Source organism: Limibacillus sp. MBR-115 (assembly GCF_040549425.1).
GTDB classification, from domain to species: Bacteria; Pseudomonadota; Alphaproteobacteria; order Kiloniellales; family CECT-8803; genus Limibacillus; species Limibacillus halophilus.
The window spans coordinates 108,160-121,493 of record NZ_JBEPTJ010000006.1; the positions used below are offsets into that span (position 1 = coordinate 108,160).

16 protein-coding genes are annotated in these 13,334 nt (G+C 56.6%); 10 read left to right on the forward strand and 6 right to left on the reverse strand.

Annotated elements, in window-relative coordinates; all coding sequences use genetic code 11:
* Positions 1 to 4: 4 nt before the first annotated feature.
* The gene (locus ABIE63_RS13250) at positions 5 to 670 is read right to left on the reverse strand and encodes a hypothetical protein (protein WP_354504978.1); all 666 of its coding nucleotides are present in this window, start codon (positions 668 to 670) and stop codon (positions 5 to 7) included.
* Between the two features lie 106 nt (positions 671 to 776).
* Between ABIE63_RS13250 and ABIE63_RS13255 the strand changes: the two genes are divergently transcribed.
* The 6 genes from ABIE63_RS13255 (at position 777) to ABIE63_RS13280 (ending at position 4,657) form a co-directional block, all read left to right on the forward strand.
* Complete coding sequence (locus tag ABIE63_RS13255) at positions 777 to 980, forward strand: helix-turn-helix domain-containing protein (RefSeq protein WP_354504979.1); 204 nt, start codon at positions 777 to 779, stop codon at positions 978 to 980.
* A 278-nt stretch (positions 981 to 1,258) separates the two neighbouring features.
* Positions 1,259 to 1,807 (forward strand): hypothetical protein, encoded by a 549-nt coding sequence (locus tag ABIE63_RS13260; protein WP_354504980.1) that lies wholly within the window; start codon positions 1,259 to 1,261, stop codon positions 1,805 to 1,807.
* Positions 1,804 to 3,315: a DUF3987 domain-containing protein gene (locus tag ABIE63_RS13265; RefSeq protein ID WP_354504981.1), complete on the forward strand. Its 1,512-nt coding sequence runs from the start codon at positions 1,804 to 1,806 to the stop codon at positions 3,313 to 3,315. Before ABIE63_RS13260 ends, ABIE63_RS13265 begins: the two co-directional genes overlap by 4 nt.
* A complete protein-coding gene (locus ABIE63_RS13270) occupies positions 3,315 to 3,800 on the forward strand; it encodes a hypothetical protein (protein ID WP_354504982.1) in 486 nt (161 codons plus the stop codon). The genes ABIE63_RS13265 and ABIE63_RS13270 overlap by 1 nt, the downstream gene beginning before the upstream one ends.
* Before the next feature lie 28 nt (positions 3,801 to 3,828).
* Positions 3,829 to 4,272 (forward strand): hypothetical protein, encoded by a 444-nt coding sequence (locus ABIE63_RS13275; protein WP_354504983.1) that lies wholly within the window; start codon positions 3,829 to 3,831, stop codon positions 4,270 to 4,272.
* A complete protein-coding gene (locus ABIE63_RS13280) occupies positions 4,259 to 4,657 on the forward strand; it encodes a hypothetical protein (protein ID WP_354504984.1) in 399 nt (132 codons plus the stop codon). The genes ABIE63_RS13275 and ABIE63_RS13280 overlap by 14 nt, the downstream gene beginning before the upstream one ends.
* A gap of 110 nt (positions 4,658 to 4,767) precedes the next feature.
* Here ABIE63_RS13280 and ABIE63_RS13285 read toward each other — a convergent pair whose 3' ends face one another.
* From ABIE63_RS13285 to ABIE63_RS13300, 4 genes are all read right to left on the reverse strand, one after another.
* Positions 4,768 to 5,466 (reverse strand): hypothetical protein, encoded by a 699-nt coding sequence (locus tag ABIE63_RS13285; protein ID WP_354504985.1) that lies wholly within the window; start codon positions 5,464 to 5,466, stop codon positions 4,768 to 4,770.
* Between the two features lie 47 nt (positions 5,467 to 5,513).
* Complete coding sequence (locus ABIE63_RS13290; RefSeq protein WP_354504986.1) at positions 5,514 to 5,969, reverse strand: hypothetical protein; 456 nt, start codon at positions 5,967 to 5,969, stop codon at positions 5,514 to 5,516.
* A 78-nt stretch (positions 5,970 to 6,047) separates the two neighbouring features.
* Positions 6,048 to 6,332, reverse strand: a complete 285-nt coding sequence (locus ABIE63_RS13295; protein WP_354504987.1) for a hypothetical protein — start codon at positions 6,330 to 6,332, stop codon at positions 6,048 to 6,050.
* Between the two features lie 119 nt (positions 6,333 to 6,451).
* Positions 6,452 to 6,640: a hypothetical protein gene (locus ABIE63_RS13300; protein ID WP_354504988.1), complete on the reverse strand. Its 189-nt coding sequence runs from the start codon at positions 6,638 to 6,640 to the stop codon at positions 6,452 to 6,454.
* A 98-nt stretch (positions 6,641 to 6,738) separates the two neighbouring features.
* Here ABIE63_RS13300 and ABIE63_RS13305 point away from each other — a divergent pair, with 98 nt between their 5' ends.
* Together ABIE63_RS13305 and ABIE63_RS13310 are read left to right on the forward strand one after the other, a co-directional pair.
* Positions 6,739 to 6,966 carry a helix-turn-helix transcriptional regulator gene (locus ABIE63_RS13305; RefSeq protein ID WP_354504989.1) on the forward strand — a complete coding sequence of 76 codons (228 nt, stop codon included), beginning with the start codon at positions 6,739 to 6,741 and terminating at the stop codon, positions 6,964 to 6,966.
* Positions 6,967 to 6,971: 5 nt separating this feature from the next.
* Positions 6,972 to 7,337, forward strand: a complete 366-nt coding sequence (locus tag ABIE63_RS13310; RefSeq protein WP_354504990.1) for a hypothetical protein — start codon at positions 6,972 to 6,974, stop codon at positions 7,335 to 7,337.
* Positions 7,338 to 7,372: 35 nt separating this feature from the next.
* Here the strand turns inward: ABIE63_RS13310 and ABIE63_RS13315 are convergent, their stop codons facing one another.
* Positions 7,373 to 9,334, reverse strand: a complete 1,962-nt coding sequence (locus ABIE63_RS13315) for an EAL domain-containing protein (protein ID WP_354504991.1) — start codon at positions 9,332 to 9,334, stop codon at positions 7,373 to 7,375.
* 290 nt (positions 9,335 to 9,624) lie between these two features.
* On the opposite strand from ABIE63_RS13315, the gene ABIE63_RS13320 reads away from it, so the two are divergent.
* Both ABIE63_RS13320 and ABIE63_RS13325 read left to right on the forward strand, forming a co-directional pair.
* Positions 9,625 to 10,911, forward strand: a complete 1,287-nt coding sequence (locus ABIE63_RS13320; protein WP_354504992.1) for a hypothetical protein — start codon at positions 9,625 to 9,627, stop codon at positions 10,909 to 10,911.
* On the forward strand, positions 10,911 to 12,848 hold the full coding sequence (locus ABIE63_RS13325; RefSeq protein ID WP_354504993.1) for a hypothetical protein: 1,938 nt from the start codon (positions 10,911 to 10,913) through the stop codon (positions 12,846 to 12,848). Before ABIE63_RS13320 ends, ABIE63_RS13325 begins: the two co-directional genes overlap by 1 nt.
* Positions 12,849 to 13,334 lie beyond the last annotated feature (486 nt).

Sequence of the window (13,334 nt, forward strand, 5' to 3'; positions counted from 1 at the left end):
AGTCCTAATCCTCACGTTGGGTAAAGAGTTTGGTTGTGGCTTCTTTTGGCGTGTTGCGAATGATACCGCTGGCGATCCAATCCCCAAAGATCGTTTGCGGGTCGTCTCCTGGAGCGCCGCGTCCGCCCGAGGTATGAGCAATTACGGCTTCATTAAGTTCTTTAGTCAGGGCGTGAACCTTAGCGTGCGCTTCTTTAAGGTTCACCAGCAGATTGAGGGCCGTCGTCGCCTCCATATTGGCCGGGTCGACGTTTGCCAAGGCTTCGAGGGCCGCAGTCTTATCTTCCTCAGCCGCCACCCAATCCTTCTGCCACTTTGCCCATTTCCCGGTCGCTTGCGGTGCTGCCTTTTCAATGAGCGCAGCAACCGCGATATGAAAAGGTTGGTACTCTAAGAATCCTTGGTCCCAATCCATAGCGTTATGGTTCCCAAGTATCAGGGCGACACGTCGCAATGCGTGAAGCATAGCCGCAGCGCCGGGCGCTGCTAATTCACGATCCTCGTAAACGCTCCGCTCTAACCGGCTTTGAACCTCTTGGCTCAATGAGCGGTCGTTCCGGGCTGCATAGTCTTCCAATGTTTCCCGTAAATTTGGGGGAAAGCGAAAACCAGTCGTCTTTCCCCTCTTTTGATCTTCCGGCTTTAGCGGGCGGCCTCGTTTTCCGGTCATACTGCGCTCCTTTTAATGATGCATCATGATGGTGCAAAAAATCCTTGTCAAGCCCGAAACGTCCTGATATTATGATGCACAGTATTGGAGCAAAAAAGAGGTCACAATGGAAATCGAGAGAGTGAGAATCACTCCAGATGGGCGGCTTACTGCGAAAGAAGCGGCTCGTTTTTTGGGGCACGAGCCCAAAACGCTGGCTAATTGGCGATGCCAGGGCAAGGGGCCTCAACCACGTAAGGTTGGCGGGCGCGTATTCTACCGCCTGGAAGATCTCCAGGCTTTCGTCAACGGAGAGACCGAAGCGGCTTGATGGAGCAGCAAACGGTTAAGAAGAAGCCTCCCGCTATAGCCCATGAATCGGGCGCGGCGTTGGGGGCTTTTTGTGTCTGGAAAGTAAGAAGCCGCACCTGTGGCGGGCGCGGCTTCTATAAACTCGAAAGGGTCATCTATTGCAGAATCAATATAGCGAATTTGGGGCCAACGTGCAAGTGCGGGCGGCTAAGCCGCTGCCCATCGGCAGGGTGCTCCGAAGCGTCATACACAACATCGACCGTAAGCGGCAGCGCTGGCAGGGGCGGGAGGTGGTCAATGACTGACTTGATTGACCTTTGCCTGGCGTTACCCAGCCCGACAGCTACAGCTACGACCACGATTCCGGGTTTTGATTGGAGTGCTGTTCACAAAGCCTCGTGGGGGCTGTTCTGGACTAGGGTAAGGCCGTGCCGGGGTGGCTTGTTCAGCCTAGCCGAAAGTTGCGACCGGGACTCTGTGCCAGTGTTCCTATTGCCGATTTTTGAAGACGGCCAAGCTGTAGACCTGGTGGCCTGGCAACCCGGCAAGCCCTCACGCTGGCGACGGCTTCGGGGTGACGCCGACATGCTTGGTGCGGATCAAGCATTTGACGCGGATTTTATGCAGCAGCCGCTAAAGGTTTACAGCACACCGCAAGATTGGCTTGTTGCTGGTGGCGGTGGCTGTTGCCCGCTTACTGATGCGGCGTTGCTGCGGTTGGTAAGGGCGGAGTCACTGGTGGTCGATACCAAACATCTTGGCGAGCGCTTCGAATCGGCTTTCCGCTCTACGTGGCCGGAAGTGCTGATGGAGGTTAAGACCAGTAAGGGGAGGGCCGCCGCATGAACAAAGAAGCGTTGGTGCCCTTCCGCATCGCGCCGGATGCGGCGGGCTGGCAGGAGGTTGATTTTGCTGTTTTGGGGGATGAACGTCCGCCTGCTCCAGAGTTCCCGGCAAGCCTCTTTGGAGAGTTCTGGTCTCGCTGGTTGCAACAAGCGGCAGCTGCGAAGGGTGCTCCCATTGACTATGTAGCCGCTGGCTTGTTGGCCGGGTGCGCCGCCTCAATCGGCAACGCCCGGCACGCGCTCTTGTATGAAAGCTCCAACTGGACCGAACCGCCGCTTTTGTGGTTCCAGCTTGTGGGCTCTCCCTCCAGCGGCAAGAGTCCGGCGTTGGATGCAACCTTTTCAATGCTGTCCGATATCGAGAGTGACTTGAACGCGGATTGGGAAGGCCGCAGGGCGGATTATGACGCGGCGAAGGAAGCCGCCTCCGTGGCGCTTGAAGATTGGAAGGGGCAAGTCAAGACAGCGGCAAAAGAGGGGGTTCCCCCACCTCAAAGGCCCGAGCGGGCGCGAGAGCCTGATAGGCCGGAACGGAAACGCATCAGAATTGGAGACGCCACCATTGAGGCAGTGGCCCGAATCTTGAAGGCCAACCCCAAAGGTCTGTTATGCCATCGTGACGAGTTGGCGGGATGGCTAGAAAGCTTTACGCGTTTTTCCGGCGGCAGCGACCGTCCATTCTGGCTAGAGGCTTACGGCGCTCGTGCTTACACGGTTGACCGGGTGAAGGCGGACGGGGAGCCGGTCTTTATACCGCGCCTCACAGTTTCGGTCATTGGTGGCATTCAGCCAGCCCGCTTAGCGCCGTTGTTCAATCGGGAGCAAGACGATGGCTTGCAAGCCCGCTTCCTGTCGATATGGCCGGAACCGGTTGGGGTAACGCGTCCGGGCGTCATTGAAGGGCGCGAGCAGGCTTTGAACGCGTTGCGGCGGCTTGCCAACCTCCAAATGGTGACAGACCAGAGCGGTAGATTAGCGCCGTCCTATCTGCCATTTACGGATGGAGCGGAGGCTGTTTTTCACGAGTGGCGGACTGAGAATCACAGGCCGGAGCTTGAAGGTTTGATAGGCGGCCATTGGGGCAAGCTTCCCAACTACTTTGGCAGGCTGGCGTTGATTATGGAGTTAATGACTTGGGCTGCCGACCATCCGGCAGAACCGGAGCCGGGAGAGATATCGGAAAAGACCGCAACGCGGGTTGCCCTACTCATTGACGAGTATCTGAAACCGATGGCGCTGCGGGTCTATTCCGAGGGGGGCTTTGCAGAAGACGAAAGCGACGCGCGAAACCTGGGCCGTTGGCTCCGCCGCACGCGGCAGACCGTTATCAATGTTCGCGACATTCGGCGGAATCCCCCCGTACAGGGTTTGAGCGGGAAAGGACGGTTAGAACGGGCTATCGAGATTCTATGCGACGCGGGGGTTTTGCGTCTCGTGACCTCGGAAGGCGTTGGCAGGCCGCGCGGTGATTACGAAGTCAACCCGGCCATTGTCGAGGGGGAGCGGTAATGTCGAAGTGGCGTCAACGTCTGGAGCGGATTGAGGCGGGAGATTCGCAAACCAAGGATCAGAGTGGTGGGGGTTTTGGCAATTTTGACAGTTTTGGCAAAGCCGTAAGACCCAAAGCGTTAAAGCCTGCAAACCCCACTATCCGTATAGGGCCGGATTACTCGGACCCGCTAGATGTTGTGGATTGGTTTAATGAGCGTGCCGCGATAATCGAGGAAGGCTGCGCCGTCTCCCGTCAGGAAGCCGAACGGCGTGCGTACGAGTGCCTGATAGTGGACTGGCTGAACCGCGCCACATCGAAGCAGGAAGACTCAACCCGGTGTGTCCGATGCAAGAGTGCTGTCAGCGATCAGGACGCCGTGCCCGTGCTTGACGGCAAGGGCGGTCACTACGTCATTCACGATGCCTGCTGGCCTGCCTGGATGCGGGAGCGCCGTGCCGCTGCTGAGAAGGCGCTGGCAGCCTACGGACTGTCCAGCGGGTAAAACATTTTAAAACATCTCCGAGGGAACCATGCTCAGTAATCCAAAACACGAAACCTTTGCTCGCCTGCTGGTGCAAGGCGTGAGTGCGTCCGAGGCATACGAGAAAGCGGGTTATAAACCCAATCGCCAGAACGCGCATAAACTCGCCAAGGAGTATGACATTTTACGACGCGTGGATGAGTTGCAGTCGCTGTCTCAGCAACGCCATGACGTGACCGTTGATGGCATTCAGGCGCGGCTTGAGGATTCATACAGGCTAGCTGAGAAGCAGGAGAAGCCCGCAGACATGCGGCAGGCCGCCATGGATATGGCGAAGCTACACGGCCTCGTGATCGACCGGGCCGAAACGCGGGAGCGCAAGGATTACACCATCGCGTGGGAACCCATTACAGAGGAAGAATGGGATGAGCAGTACGGCGATATGGGGGCGCAGATAGCGAGAGGGCCGGAGGACGTTAATGGCCAGGGATAGCAGGGCTCAGCAGGCGGCCTCGATCCGTTTCAACGGCGGACTGCTCTATCATGCCCTAGTGGCTATCCTTGGGCCGCACCATGACACGACGCGGGCGGCTCACGCTGCATTCCGAGACGGGAGCAAAGTGGCCCGAGAAGCGCTGCTTGATAGTATGCAAAACGATCTCACACTTGCCCAGGCTGCGGCGGTGATAATAGCCCGCTTCAACTTCGAGGCCACACCACATATCCACGCGGGCGTCTATTTTGATTCAGGCTTCCCTGCCGGAGAGCGGGTTAGGCGAATCATGGGTGAAACGGCGGCACGTGAATATTTAGCGGCCAAGCTCTCCCAGTCCCTTGACGCGTGGCTTTCGGATGGCGACGGGGCGACGCGGCATTAGGTGAATGCGATAAGGGCCATTGCCACGAGCAGCCTTCCAAAGAAAAGGCCCGCCCCCGGCGAAGGAGTGGGCCATAAGTAGCAGTGGTGTCTTATTATGCCTAGCGGCTCTTATGCCCTCGCTAGGCGCTTGATATCGCGTGCGAGCCAAGCCGCCTCCTTCTCGTCAAGCTCCCCGCCGAAAAGCGACTCCGCCGCGCCGATCTTCTCGGCAATGTCCGCGATGTTCATTGATGGCGTGTCGGTTAGGGCGTCGAGGGCGGCGCAGGCCTGCCGGTACTCCGGGTCTGGCGTGTCGGGGACGCTCCATAGGGCGCGCATGGCGTCCCAAAACAGGTCAGCCGCTTCCTTGATCTTTGGCGAAAGGGTGCCCTCAACACGAGGGTGCTTTGCAGGAAGCGAGGCATAGACCCCCTGCACGCGGTCCAGCAACTGCCGGGTATCATTACGCAACAGGGTAACACCTTCCTCATGGTTATGGCCTTCATTATGGAAGTCGATAAGCCAATCTTTGAGTCTGATATCGGCCAGCGTTTGGGAGGTTTCTGCCAGCAAGTTCCAGTAAACATCGAACCAACGCCGCATTGCGGAATTGTAGATCGCAAACTCCGGATCGTCGTCACGCGGGCAACCCGGCCCCATCCACTTCTGAACAGAGGCGTGGTGCGCCATGTACGTTTCTAATCGAGCCGCTACGACGGGCGAAAGCTCGGCTTGCTGAGCGGCCTTGGGAGAGCGTGCTGTTGCGGTGGCAGCAGCCAGGGCTGCGGCTCCGGTGATAGCGGCGCGTCGGGTGACTTTGGTTCCCATGGTATTTCTCCTTGGTAGAAAGCGGTAGACGGTGGATTGCCGGGCCGCTAAGCCCCTTCTGCGGTCCGCGCTAAATCACGCAGCAAACCGCTGATAGCGGCGCTCATATCTGCGTTAAGCGGCACGGCACTGAGCCGCCCCGAAAACAATTTATCCGCCGTCTCCAGTTTGAGGCGGATATCGGCCTTCGACTGAGACGGCTCTAGAAAAAATCGCCGGATGGCACGACTGCCTGCTTCTCTGAGATTGCGGAACTCAGCGGGCACGTCTGTAACGGCTCCGATGGTGGAGCGGTTCTCATGTACCCAGGCGTCTCCCTTAGCTTCATATTCCGCCCATTCGCGAAGGTAGGCCAGCAATCGGGGGGACGTGGCGTCATGGTCTGGGAGTTCCGGTAAGACAGATTTAACTTCGGGTGCGGCTTGTGCGCCCGCTGGTAAGCCGATAGCTGCGATTCCTACTGCCCCGGCTAAAGCTTGGCGGCGTGTAACATTGTGATGCATAATAGATTTCCTTTGCCTACTTGCCTTGGTAAAGGGGTAGGGGCCGGGTCGGCATTGCAAGTGAGGCCCGGTCCCGATTCACTCGGGTTGTTGATATTTCTCTATCCAGAGACGATTGGTCGCGCGAATCTCGGATTGCGCTCTCTGCGCTTTGCCGATGGCGTCTAGCCCTGTATCTCGATAGATCAGCAGCAAGCGTGTAGAGAGTTCCTGCAAGTCTTGTGAAATGCGCGAGTACTGGTCAGGGTTGTGACAAGGAATCTCAAGACGAGCGAACTTCCTGATTCCCAGCCTTAGCATCCTGTCAATTTGTGCCCGATAACTCCCGCTTTCAGGCGCGGGCTGCGGCTGTAATTCGGTCATGACCATTTGATTATCCTTTCATACTGGGGTTGCGATACGCCCTCTCTAAACGGGCAACACCAGCTTCGCACCTTTCGCCGCTCGGGCAGCGATAAAAGCTAAGTCCGACAACGGGGAGGTTAGCGCCCTATCCAGGCTCCACCATGGGCGGCCTTGCCGGAGCGGAGATACTTGGCGCGGCCTTCTGGGGTGGCGACTTCCTGCCTCACCTCGGCTTGTTGCTTCCGCACCTCGTCGCGCATGGCTTCGTTGATCGCAGCCCAATCAATGGAGGCTTGTTTTTCCGGGTTTCTATTGAGTGTCCACATGGCCCTAAGTCCTTGCTTTTTGTATGATGTTAGATTAAATATATGAAGTATGGAGATGAAGTCAATATAAAAATATGAGGTTAGTCTAAAATATGGACATGACAGCAGAACAATGCCGGGCAGCGCGGGCATTGCTAGCGTGGTCTCAGGACGCACTTGCTGAGGCTTCTGGCGTGGCGAAGGCAACACTGGCAGATTTCGAGAGGGGCGCGCGGAGTCCCTACTCTCGGACGCTGGGAGACATTCAGCGTGCCCTAGAGGCCGCTGGCGTGGTCTTCATCCCCGAGAACGGCGGGGGGCCGGGAGTGAGGTTGAGGAAGGATTGATAGGCATGCGATTGGCCGTTGGCCTAGTAGCCGCGATTATGTTTGCTACCTTTGGTCGGACAGCAAGTGCGGAGACATGGTTGTGCGTAATCAGCAGCAAATTCTCTTGCACAGCAGAAGGCGGCTGCCAGCAAAACCAGATAGGCATGTGGAATGAGATAGACTTGTCGGGCGAGACATTTGCCCGATGCGACCGGAACGGCTGCGACCGCTATCCGATGGAGGTTAGCCGCTCTGGCATGTACTACGTCTTCGATATTCCGGGGCGCGGCATGCTTGCCAAGATGTTACTGGATGGGAGTGAATATGTTGAAGTTGTCACGCTGGGCACAATGTCCCTGGTGAGCTTTGGAACTTGCAAACAGCAATGAGCTATTGCTTCCTGTTCTTATAGATTCACTTGACCTTAAATAGATCCCCAATTTCGGCCAATCAAAGGCTCGATAGCATCGTGTTTTACCGGCTTGCTAAACAGATACCCTTGGGCCGCTTCGGCCTTACTAGCGTTGAGCAGTGCTAGTTGTTCTCGAGTTTCAACGCCCTCGGCAGTAACCGGTAAATTGAGGCCTTGAGCCAAGCTTAGAATTGATTCAACGATGACTGTTGTTCGATCTTGAGAACCATAAAGTGCAATAAATGACTTATCGATTTTTAGCCTCGATAAGGGCAAGCGCTCGAGAGCGCCAAGCGACGAATATCCAGTACCAAAATCATCAATTGCAACCGAGACGCCTAAGTCCCGCAGGGCAGATAATCTTTTCTGCGCGGCTTCTGGGTCACGTGATAGGGCGGTTTCAGTGATCTCCAATTCGAGGTGGCTCGGAAGCAGCCCGGTGTCCGCTAAGGTTTGCCGTACGACACTCACAAAATCGGGATCATCAAACTGCCGTGGCGATACATTCACAGCAACATACAAGGTTTGATCGCCCATATTCTGCCACTTTTTCGCTTCTTTACAGGCCTGCTGCAATACGTTCCTCCCAATCTCGCCTATATAGCCAAGTTCTTCAGCTAATCCGATAAATTGGTCTGGAGGAACGAGTCCTTCGTCTGGCCGTTGCCACCGCACAAGAGCCTCAAACCCAGCGGTAACTCCATCTCGCAGGCTAACAATAGGTTGGAAATGTACCTCTAACTCTCCGCGTCTTGTGGCTTCCCGCAACTCCTGGCTCCGGCGCACGCGCAACCGAAAGCTTTCATCAATCTCAGTTGCAAAGAACCTCGTATTCCCCCATCCATCGCTGCGCGCATTTGTTAAGGCCACGGCCGTCGCCCGGATTAACTGTTCAGAGGACTCGCCATCGGTAGGGTAAACCGCCACGCCAATGGACGCCGATAACTGCAGAGATCGATCGCCGAGTTTGAATTTTTTGGCAAAGGAATTGCTCAGGTTTCGTGCTGCCCTCTGAGCTTCGTTTGCCCGTTTGATGTGCGGAATGCCAACGGCAAACTCATCTGCACCCAACCGCCCAACGATTGCAGATGACCCAACTACATGCTCGATACGGTCTGCAATCATTTGCAGGACCTTATCACCCACTTCTGGACCGAACTCATCGTTCACTTCTTTGAAGCGGTCAATATCCACACGCATAATAACCACAAGCGTCTTGCCGTCTGCTTGCGCTAGAAGATCGTCAAGCTGGGTGTGAAATGACGATCGATTAGCAAGACCAGTTAGCGAATCATATCGGATTAGATGAGCGAGTTGTCTCTCTGCTTCCATTTGTGCGCTGATGTTGAGCGCTACGCCTATCATTCTAATTGGTTGGCCGTGTTTATTGTGAATAACCCGCGCCCGTGAATGGAGCCACCTGTAATCGCCGTCTTGATGCTGGATTCGATATCGAGCGTCGTGAAGAGTTGTGCTTTGCCCAGAGATTGCTTCGTCGATGCTTTCGTTGACTGCATCCCTATCATCTGGATGAATGCGGGCATGCCACACCGCCAGAGAATCTGGGAAACTGTCTGTGCAACCAATGGAAGCTTTCATTTGAGGCGAGATAAAGAGGGTGTCTTGAACTAAATCACGATCCCAGATGCCGCCCCCAGCGCTGCTTAGCGCGAGTTCGAGTTGGTTGCGGCTTCGTTCGAGTGCCTCGTTCGCGGTTATTAATTTCCTGTAGGCAATATGCATTGCTAAAGCAAGCAAACAGGCGGTCACAATAACAAAAGCCCACCCTTTATAGGTTTGGAGTTCGTTCTGTGCTTCGGGCGTTATGGGCAATGACGCCACCACCCAATCGCTCGCAACGATCCATAGGCCAGCAATTACTAAATACATCGCTGGAATAAACAGCGTCGCGTAGCGCTTTTGACGCGTTCCGTAAAGCGTCAGTGACGAGGCCATTCTGTTTTCGTCTTCCATACGATCAATCCGCCCGATACGGGAAAACAGATAGCGTAACGTCAAATCAATAAGAGACTTTTAACGTATTTGCAACAAATGCGGTAAATACTTTCTACATTGTATATTTTAAGAAAGCTCCGCAGCTTCTTAGTGGGTGTCAGCTCTTGAAAAAATCAACGATTTGTGGTATTATAGTACCTCTCTGAAATGGTGATGATCCGCCTCGTTTCAGGGGTGCAGGACAAGCGCGGATCGTGACGAGAACGAGCGCGAAAATGCGCCGTCCTTACCCTAGAGGGGGCCATGCCATGCCAGCCTTAAGCCCATCCGGGCAATCGCAAATCAATCCATTCCAACTTCCCCGAGGGGAGCAGATCGAGACGCCCATAGAGTTGGTTGCCCGCCTAGGCGCGGGGGCCTTGAACCAGATGGGGCAGGACCGCAAGAAGGAGCAACAGGTCAACTCCATCCTGAACGTGCTATTCCCGCAAGGGCAGGCGGCTGCTCAGGCAGGGGCCGGGGGGGCTAATCCGGCTGACGTTGGCGTTGTACCGGGAGCGGCCACGCCGGGGTCTAATCCTTCCGCGCCACAGGGAATTGGCCAACAGATTTTCGGCAGCCGGGAACAGGCACAAGCCATCCTTGGCGACAACCCGGACTTGGCGCAAAGCATTTTGCAGGCCGTTATCGGCAAGCGTTTAGAGGGGCCTGACCAAGCCAAACTGCAACCCGTTCCCGGCGTACCGGGGGCTTTCTTCGATCCGAACAACCCGAGCAACGTCATCTTTAATGATGACCTGTTCAACAGGGCGCAGGACTTGAAGCGGGCAGGGGCGAGCAACACCAATGTGAGTGTTGGCGGGACAAAGGTAGAAACTGAGTTTGATAAGGAGCTTGGCAAGCAACTTGCTAAGACCCGCGAAGGAATCCTTACAGACGCCCGTCAGGCCAAGACGGAGAAGTTAGGCTTGCAAGCGGTCCGCTCGCTTCTTGGCCGTGCCGAGGTTGGGCCGCTATCCGCCACCAAAGCGCAAGCGCAAATCATTGCCAATCGTTTCGGCCTTGATGTGGGGGATATTGACGAGGCTAACGCAACGGCAGCTTTGCAGTCGGTTCTTGCCCGGTCGGCGCTCGATGACCTTGCGCGGTTCCCGGGACAGATTTCAGAAGGTGAGCGGCGCTTTGTGTTGGAACTAAACCCCAACGTCGCCATGACGCGCCCGCAGATTGAAACGCTCCTGTCGATCAAAGAGAAGATGGTAGCCGAACGATTCCGCGCCTTGGACTTCATGCGGCAATGGCAGCAGTCCATTGGGTTAAAGAGCAAGAACGAGGCGGGGCTTTATTTCGATACGGCCTTTGCCATGGAGTTTGGACAGGAGCCCTCGGAAGCCCTGAAAGACGATGTGCCGGGCATTGATGGCTTAGTGCCTGATAGCGTTGCCACAGAGGGCGTTCCTGTTGCCCTGCCAACGCAACAGGGGGCCAACGGTTCTGAGATTGACGTATCCAAGCTTTCCGAAGGGCAACTCTACCGCCATCCGCAGTATGGCGTTCTGCGCTGGGACGGCGAAGGCTGGGAGACCGTAGAATAATGGCCCGGCTTACGATGGAACAGGTTCAAACCGGCTTGCATGGTGCGGCGGGAGAGAACCAGAAGCGGCTCAGCACAGAAGACCTGAATGCCGGTCTGAATCCCACTGGTGAAGGGGGTAGCGAGCAAGGCTTCTCGCTAGAGGGCGCTCTCAAGGTTCTGGATGACTTCGTGCGCGGTGCGGCGGATATTGCATCACTTGGCTTCGCGGATGAGATTGCGGCGGGGGGCAACACGCTCCTACAGGGGCAATCTCCCGTTACTGGCCTATCCCTGGAAGCGTCGCCAGCCTTCGAACAGAACCTTGCCAGGGAACGCGCCAAGGATGACAACGCGGACCCGGTAGCGAGAACGGCGGGACAGGTTGCGGGCGGCGTGGGGGCTGCCTTTGCTACCCCAGTGCCTAAACTCCTTGCGGGGGGTGCCAGCGTCTTGGGGAATATGTTCAAGGGCGCGGCCTTGGGGTCTGGCAGCGGCGCAGCTATCGGCTTTGGCTCCGCAGAGGGGGGATTAGAGAACCGCCTGCAAGGTGCGGGTGAGGGCGCACTGCTAGGCGCTGGTTTTGGGGCGGCGGCTCCGGCTGCTGTTGGCCTGGGTGAAAAGGCCTTGAAGGCGATACGCAATGCGGCAACCCGCACGAGCGACCGGGCGAAGCAACGCGCTCTAGCGAAACTGGCACAGGCCTTGCGGCGTGATGAGGTTACGCCACAGCAGGCCATGTCCCGCCTTCGCACGCTTGGGGATGAGGCAATCATGGCGGACCTTGGAGGGGAGAACACGCTGGGCCTTGCTCGTGCTGCCGGTGGTGTGCCTGGAAGGGCAAAGAACCAAGCCAACCGCGTTCTTACAACCCGCGCCAATCAGCAGGGCGAGCGGATCGAGGTCGCCGTTGGGGAGCTTGTTGGCGGGCGGCCTTTTGATGATGTTATGTCGGATTTACTGACAACCCGCGCCAAGGCTGCCAGGGGCTTCTATGGTGAAGCCTTGGAGAGCGGCAAGGTCATCAGCAACCGCAACCTTGAAAGCCTCTTGGGATTAAAGCAGGTGAAGTCCGCCATAGCCCGCGCCCGGTCGATCGATCCGCGCTTGCAAGGTCTTCCCGATAACCACATTCAGGTATTGGACGCGGCATACAAGCGCCTCTCCGGTCTTTCCTCAAAGGCCAAGCGGTCGGGTGATGGCGACCTGTCCCAACGGCTGCGGGAGCTTCGCACGTCGCTGATGGACGCCATTGCAGACCCAAAGACGGGCCTGCCGGTCTATCGCAAGGCAGTGAGTACCTTTGCGGATGACAGCACCATGATTGACGCGCTGGAAAGCGGGCGTGGTTTCTTTAAGCAGGACGCCACCATAACCAAACGGGCGCTGGAGACCATGACAGAGGGCGAACGGGAAATGTACGTCACAGGGGCGGCGCAGGCCATCCTGGATAGGGTGCAGGCGGCTCCCAACGGGCGCGATGTTGTGACTAAGATATTTGGCTCCCCGAAGCTGCGGGCGCAACTACGTTCACTCTTTCCAACGGATCAGGCCTTCCGAAAGTTCCAATCCGCCATGGTCCGGGAGGCACGCTTTACGGATACCAACCGCGCTGCAAGTCCTCGGGCCGGATCGCGTACAACGCCCATGGCTGCGGAGATTGCTGACGCTGGTATTGGTGAAGAAGCCGTGCGCTTGGGTCGTGATGCTGCGGTGAATGGCACGCGGGGGCTCGTGACCAGTCTTCTGGACAGGGCGGCGGGTGGGCTTGCCCGCAAGCTTGGCCCGGCTCCCAACCCGGCGCTAGGAGATGTGATGTTTAACCAGGGCGTGCGGAACAACGAGGCGTTGTTGCTGGAACTAATGCGGCGGCAGCAACAGGCGGGCCGAACAGGGCGAATCGGCCAGGCGGCAGGACTCGGCGGGGGTGCGGCTGGGGGAAGTGTGACAAGGCGATAGACGAGGCGGCATGGCCTTTGACTCGGGCGCGGCTGGGCAATCCCCGGTCGCGCCCTTTTTATTAGTCTTTGCATGATGTACAATTCTGGAGAGTTAGATACGTGCAATTCTAGTTAAAATCCGAGAGAAGTAGTAAGTTAATAAGTTGTCAGGGTTGTAGCCATCAGAGGGTGACAATGGGCCATAGCTACTGGAAAGCCTCTCTGCCGAAAATAAAAACAATGGTGTCGGTAGGGCTGATTTTAGGCTTGGTCTCAGCTTGCTCGATTCAACGCGCTGAAACCGCTAGCAAAGCAAAGCAGGAATTAATCGGCATGTCGAAGGCTGATATTCTCTCATGCATGGGCCCCTCTCAAGCAAGTCAACAAGAAGGTAGTCTAGAGGTCTGGTCTTACGCTTCGGGAGGCGGTGTCGACACAGTAGGGAGCGGTTATGCTGCAGGCTCTGCAACAGCTACCTCAAGCGGTGGAAGTGTTTTTAGTCAAG